Origin of the sequence: Synechococcus sp. R55.2 (assembly GCF_047462075.1) — a bacterium.
In the GTDB taxonomy this organism is placed as follows: Bacteria; Cyanobacteriota; Cyanobacteriia; order Thermostichales; family Thermostichaceae; genus Thermostichus.
On sequence record NZ_JANSIH010000182.1, the window covers coordinates 1 to 6,232 of the forward strand.

Here is a 6,232-nt window from a genome sequence, read left to right on the forward strand (position 1 = left end):
TCCCCCTGCCGCAAAACAAAGCAGTTGTCGTCGAAAAAGAACATGCCCACCACCTGCGCTCCATGCACCCCTGCTTCTAGCTGAGGCAGGATCATCTGGCCCAACTTATAGGTGCCGCAGCGAGGGTGAGTGAACACGTAGGCAACTTTCATGAGGCCCCCTTGCCGTTTTCAATTTTGATTATCAGTAATTATCATTTTCAGAGTAACACGAGTTTCTGGGCCAGAGTTGCCGGACCCAGCAGGCCGAGGTGTGTGGTGATCGGCAAACCAGCCTGAGACCGTTCCTGATGCTTTTGCGCCATCCCGCCCTCAGGCCTGGCTTCTCTCCCACAAAGGGAGAGGGAAGCTAGGATAGGCTACTGCGCCACTTCTGTCCTGCTGCTATCGGAAGCCCTTGCGGGATAGCAGGGATCCCTGGCTAGCGCTGAAACTGAAGAGCCTTTCCCCGCACCGAGGGATCCACCTGGCCGTTTTGAAAGGCAATCTGTCCGCCCACGATCGTGACTAGGGGCCAGCCCACCAATTCCCAGCCCTCGAAGGGACCCCAGCCGCATTTGGTCAGCAGCTCTTCCCGCCGCACCGGTTTGGGTGTGTGGCGATCCACCAGCACCAGGTCGGCGTCGTAGCCCACCTGCAGCCGCCCTTTGTTGGGGATCCCGTAGAGGCGGGCCGGCGCCTCACACATCCACCGCACCACCTGCGCCAGCGTACAACGCCCCTGCTGGGCTGCCGTCAACATCAGAGGCAAAGCGGCTTCCACGCCGGGCATACCGGAAGGGGAGTGGGGATAGGGCTGAGCCTTTTCTTCCAAAGTATGAGGGGCATGGTCGGTGGCAATGCAATCCAGGATCCCGTCGTGCAGCCCCTGCCACAGTTGAGCCAGGTTAGCGGGATCCCGCAGGGGGGGGTTCATCTGGGCCAGGGATCCCAGACGAGCGTAATCGGCGGTGCTGAGCAGTAGGTGTTGGGGGGTCACCTCTGCCGTCACCCAAGCTGGCTTGTGCTGGCGCAGCAGCTCGACCTCTAGACCGGTGGAAAGGTGCAAAATGTGTAGGCGATGGCGGTAGCGGGTGGCCAAGTCCAAAGCCCGCCGTGAGGCGATCAGGGCCGATTCCTCGTCCTGAATTTGCGAGTGAACAGCTACGTCTGTGCGTCCGGCAAACAGGGCCTTACGAGCTGTGATGCGAGACAAATCTTCGGCATGGACGGCAATTAAAAAGTTGGGATCCGTTTCCCCGAAAATCCGTTCTAGCGCCGCCTGATCATCCACCAAGAGGGGGCCATGCATGGATCCCATGAAGATTTTGATGCCACAGGCTCCCTGCACCGTTTGCAACTCTTCTAAGTTATCGGCAGTGGCCCCGATGAAAAAGCCGTAATTGACCACACACTTGCTGCCTGCACGGGCCAACTTGTCATCCAGCGTCGCTTGGTCAATCGTCAGCGGGTCGGTGTTGGGCATCTCCAAAAAGCTGGTCACCCCGCCCCGGGCACAGGCCCAGGATCCCGTCTGCAGGTCTTCTTTGTGCTCTCGGCCCGGCTCGCGGAAGTGAACTTGGGGATCGATAACCCCCGGCATCAGGGTATGGCCCTCGGCGTCGATGACCTTGGCCACCCCTTCTGGCGAGAGGTTTTGGCCGATTTGGGCAATGCGCCCCTCCCGCACCAGCACATCTCCCCGCCAGGGATCCCCTTCCGGCACCAGCAGCTCAGCATTTCGGATCAGCAAATCGCCAGACAAAGCTCCGCCCTCCCTCAAAGGCGCTCTCAGAATAACACCAACCCCAGTCGGAGCGCGTTAAGAATTGGCTGAGCACCACTTCATCTGCAAAAGGGCTGTAATCTGGGATGGGGGCTAAGATCGGTAGGATGTCCGACAAGGGGCTGTAGCTCAGATGGATAGAGCAAGCGCCTCCTAAGCGCTAGGTCGGCGGTTCAAGTCCGCCCAGTCCCGTCTCCTCAAGCCGCCAAATCTCGCCCAGGCAAGTCAATGATAAAGGTTGCAGGAGTTGTGCAGGTCGTAGCCAGAGACCAGAACCTCTTGCTGGCGATCCCCGAGGCCAATGTCACAGCGCAGGGGATCCCCACCAGCAGTTGTGTAGGTGTAAGACTCAGTCATCCAACGAATGCCGCTTGGGCCAGGTGTGGGAGGAACAACTTCGGGAAGACGGTAGTTGTAGGCTTGCCAGGGATCTTGTAAATAGCGATCCCCGTGGATCCCTCCGAATTCAATATCGGCGTAGCCGGAGGGATAAACCGTAAAGTCCACGCGGAAGATTTCCGAAGCACGGCCAACGGTCGCCAAAGCTGTTTGGGCTTCAGCAACTCTGGAACGGCGAATGTGGTTAAGCAGGTTGGGAATGGCCACCGCGCAGAGAGTACCGACAATCACAATGACCACAAGCAACTCGATCAATGTCATGCCACGAGGAGCTGCAGTGGCCAGACGAAAGAGGATTCTCCGGAGATACACTTCATGAGGGGAAAACCGACTCATAGCAGTTCCAGTCCCGCTTCGGGAGAAATCAGGCACTTAGCTAAACCCGAAGGATCTTGCCCTGGTATTCAAGCCTTTTCTTGGTCTCAGGTTACCCTTCGCAGACCCAAAACTTTCCCTGTCAAATCACGCGAACTCCTGAATCCAAAACCCCACTGGATATCAACTGTAGGTAAATTTTTTGTAAACTGGCTTCAAGTTTTAAGGCCAGATAAATCTGAGTTCACTGTGAACTGTTTTCGCGGCTGTCTATGGGGTGACACTGCCAGTTGCTACTGCCCCAAACTTTTATGTGTTACCCATTTTTGGAACAGCAACAGATGAATTTTTGCCTGTGGCTATCTCAATCCTATGGACGGGAATGTCAGACTTATGGTCATTTCGATTCAAACTGGGGCACTGACCCACGCCTAAAACCTTTACTTTCAGAGCGGCGGGAGCTTTGGCAGGATGAGTACGTCGTTCTCAGCCCCCTGTTGGGATGGGGCAATACCCCGATTAGCCCAAGATGTCTATACAGCGGCGAATCAATACCTCACTCATGCGTTGGCGGTAGAGGGCGCTGGCCCGAAAATCCGCGATCCAGCCGTGGGCTTGCTCTGCCAAAAGTTGGGGAAGGTGTTCTGGATTGGGCCGGGATCCCATCTGGATCAGTTGTGGGGGCGAAAGGGCGGCATTGAGCCCGAAGCGATAGTTGCCTGAGTCGGGATCGCGCGATCCGGCAACGATCACCAGGGCGGGATCCGTTTGGGTGATGCCGAGCCGCTGAAAGGTGCTGGGGCCGCGCAGCCGTTGGGCCGGGATCCAGATGGATCGCAAGGCTTCGCCCAGCTGCTGCAGAGTTTGTTGGGGGCCGGTTTGAAAGTCCTGAGCGGGGATGTGGCGCAGGGATCCCTGCAGATCGATCAGCGTGTAGGTGGCCTCAAGGGCGATCAACACGGGCGCTACGACACCGACACTCAGGGCCAGACAGAGATTTCCCCCTATCGTTGCCAAGTGGGCCACTTTGAAAGAGGCCAAAGATGCCATTCCCTCGCACAGGGCGCGGATCCCCGGCCAATGGGGCGGCCAAGGGTATTGCAGCAGTTGCTGGAAGGTACAGGTTGCCCCCAGTTTTAGCCCTTCTGCGCTGATTTCCAGCTCATTCCAGCCCAGAGGATGCAAATCGACCAGTCCCCGCAGGTGGGGTTGCGGCTGGGAGAAGAGCCAAGTCCCCCCGGCCAGCCAGTTCCAGCCGGGATCCCAGGCGGTCAAGTCCTCAAGCTGTCGGGGACGAATGTAAGTGTGCAGATGGTGCAGATCCATCGGTTCTCTCAGGCGCTGAAGGGAATCAAGGGGTTGTAGCTTCGCCCCAAAAACCCTGGGCAGGGATCCAGACTGCAGGCTTCAGGGGGCTAGAGAGCTTCCTCAAAGCATTGGGCGAGGGCCTGGCACAGCTCAGGGACAACATCAGCAGGCCAAAAACCTTCTCCGCGCCGGCCTTGATGCAATTGCACATAGAGACCCCAGGCAGTGGCGCTGCCGCTGGCTATCAGGGTCAAAGCAGGGAAAGTCTGCTCCAGCGTAATGCTCTCCTCCGCCATCAGTTGGGATGCGATGGCCTCCATATCCTGCTGCAGGCGCTGCACCCCCTGCACAAACGCTTGCCACTCCTCCTGAGTGAGCTCCAGCGCCCAGGTTTCTCCCCCCACCAGGGCAACAAAAGGGGAACGGGTGGGATCCCAGCCCAGCCGCCAGCCGGATCCCTTGTGCAAAGAGGGGCGGCGTCCCGCCGTGGCGATTGGGAACCCGTCGTCGGGAACAGACATGCGAGGAAAAGCATCCATGGTGCTCCGCACCGCTAACGCGACCACTGCAGGTGGGCCAGAAAAGATGCGGGTAAAATCGACAGGGTGTGTTTTAGGATAAAGCGGCCATGGCCAGTTGTCAGCCTCCCACTGCCAAACCTCGCCGGTTTTCAAGGACTTCGTCCTGCAAGCAGAGCACCCTCATTTCCGGCTTGGGCCTGTTGCTGACGGCCTTGGCGCTCCATGCCGCCGACGCGACCGGCGTTGGCGAAGAGACCTTTGCCACGGCGGCCACCCCCGAAAACCCAATCCTGCACATAGGCATTGTGCAACGCTTTGGCCGTTCTGAGACGGATCAGGTGGAGCTGGCAGCGCCGACGGGATCCCTTCTCACCCTGGAATTTGCCCAAGCAGACGGCAGCACCCAAACGCAGCGAACGCCTTGGGTCAGCATTGGCATTGTCAATCGCGCCCTGACCTCCCCGGAAACCGTATATCGTCTAATTCTCAGCAGCCACAAAAGCTTTGAGAGTGCCGAGGCCAATGCCAACCATTGGCAGTCTCTGGGCATCAGCACCGAGATCGCCCAGCCGCAAGAATGGCAGGTGTGGGCCAGCCGCGCCTACACCCCGCAACAACTGGCCCAGATTCAGCAGTATGCCCAGAAAGAAGGGATCCCCCATGTGCGGCTCGAGGTGCAGGAGCGGCGAGAACGGGCGGAGCTGAGCTGGATCCATGAACACTTTCGCTACCACCGCACCCGCCTCAGGGTGACCTCTGATGCCGGCTATCTACGGGTGAACGACCACTACTATGCCGGATCCATCACCTTTCAGCCCAATGCCTACGGCAGCTACACTGTGGTCAATGCCGTGCCTCTGGAAACCTATTTGCGGGGGGTAGTTCCCCACGAGGTGGGGCCAGGGGCCCCTTTTGCCGCGATGGCCGCCCAGGCGATTTTGGCGCGCACCTACGCCCTCAAGAACCTCCACCGCTTTCAGGTTGACGATTATCAGCTCTGCGCCAATACCCATTGCCAGGTTTACAAGGGGTTGACCGGAACTCACCCACGGGCAGACGAAGCCATTCGCCAAACCAGTGGCCTGGTGCTCACCTACAATGGCGAGCTGGTGGATGCTGTCTATTCCTCTACCAATGGCGGCATCTCGGCGGCCTTTGAAGATGTTTGGGACGGGGATCCGCGCCCCTACCTGCGCCGGCAAGCGGATATTGCCCATCAACCGGGTAAGCCCTTGGATTTGCGGCAGGAGAGCAGCTTCCAGGCGTTTTTGGCCCAACGAGAGGGCTTCAACGAAGCAGGGGTATCCCGCCTATTCCGCTGGGAGTTCTCCCTATCTCTGGAGGAGCTGAACACCCAGTTGCGCGCCGGCCAAGACTACCTGGGGATCCCCATGCCCACTTGGAGCAGCATCGCGGGAATGCAGATCCTGGAGCGCTCCGCCAGTGGCCGGGTGCAGGCGATGCAATTGGACTTGCAGACGGCAGAAGGGATCCACTCCATTCTTTTGCGCAAAGATCAGGTGCGCTTGGCTTTTCCCCGCCTGTACAGCACCCTGTTTCGGATAGAGCCTCTCAAACAAGGGGAGCGATTGGCGGGCTATCGCTTTATCGGCGGCGGCTTCGGCCATGGGGTGGGCTTGAGCCAGTACGGCTCCTATACCCTGGCTCGGCAGGGGTTTAACGCGGCGCAAATCCTCGCTTTTTACTACCCCGGCACCACCTTGGCCCCGCTGGGATCCCTCTCCCTGCAGTTGCCTGCCGTCTCAGCAGCCTACTCCGTCCGCTAGAGATTCAGCTAGAAGCTACAGGAGCCCTGCCCTCTGCCCACAGGGCGAGGGTCGGGAGGAATGCAAGGTTGTGTTGATCTTTATATTTGAGCCAAAAGAGAGCACTGACGAGATAGAGAAAACTCAAGAAGTTTCTTG

The 6,232-nt window shown here is 58.7% G+C and carries 5 protein-coding genes, 1 tRNA gene and 1 pseudogene; 2 read left to right on the top strand and 5 right to left on the bottom strand.

The annotated features are described in order from the left end of the window. A pseudogene (locus NW838_RS06415) lies at positions 1-152 on the bottom strand (sulfur reduction protein DsrE); the annotation flags it as partial. Positions 153-420: 268 nt separating this feature from the next. Continuing rightward, on the bottom strand, positions 421-1,743 hold the full coding sequence (locus NW838_RS06420) for a dihydroorotase (protein WP_414427724.1): 1,323 nt from the start codon (positions 1,741-1,743) through the stop codon (positions 421-423). A gap of 139 nt (positions 1,744-1,882) precedes the next feature. Between NW838_RS06420 and NW838_RS06425 the strand changes: the two genes are divergently transcribed. Next, a tRNA-Arg gene (locus NW838_RS06425) sits at positions 1,883-1,956 on the top strand. A 33-nt stretch (positions 1,957-1,989) separates the two neighbouring features. On the opposite strand, the gene NW838_RS06430 is transcribed toward NW838_RS06425, so the two are convergent. The 3 genes from NW838_RS06430 to NW838_RS06440 form a co-directional block, all read right to left on the bottom strand. Further along, the gene (locus NW838_RS06430) at positions 1,990-2,424 is read right to left on the bottom strand and encodes a type IV pilin protein (RefSeq protein ID WP_414358277.1); all 435 of its coding nucleotides are present in this window, start codon (positions 2,422-2,424) and stop codon (positions 1,990-1,992) included. A gap of 573 nt (positions 2,425-2,997) precedes the next feature. Beyond that, on the bottom strand, positions 2,998-3,804 hold the full coding sequence (locus NW838_RS06435) for an FAD binding domain-containing protein (protein ID WP_414427725.1): 807 nt from the start codon (positions 3,802-3,804) through the stop codon (positions 2,998-3,000). 89 nt (positions 3,805-3,893) lie between these two features. Then, the gene (locus tag NW838_RS06440) at positions 3,894-4,325 is read right to left on the bottom strand and encodes a DUF1818 family protein (RefSeq protein ID WP_414358272.1); all 432 of its coding nucleotides are present in this window, start codon (positions 4,323-4,325) and stop codon (positions 3,894-3,896) included. 89 nt (positions 4,326-4,414) lie between these two features. On the opposite strand from NW838_RS06440, the gene NW838_RS06445 reads away from it, so the two are divergent. Beyond that, positions 4,415-6,094 carry a SpoIID/LytB domain-containing protein gene (locus tag NW838_RS06445; protein ID WP_414358271.1) on the top strand — a complete coding sequence of 560 codons (1,680 nt, stop codon included), beginning with the start codon at positions 4,415-4,417 and terminating at the stop codon, positions 6,092-6,094. Positions 6,095-6,232: the final 138 nt, after the last annotated feature.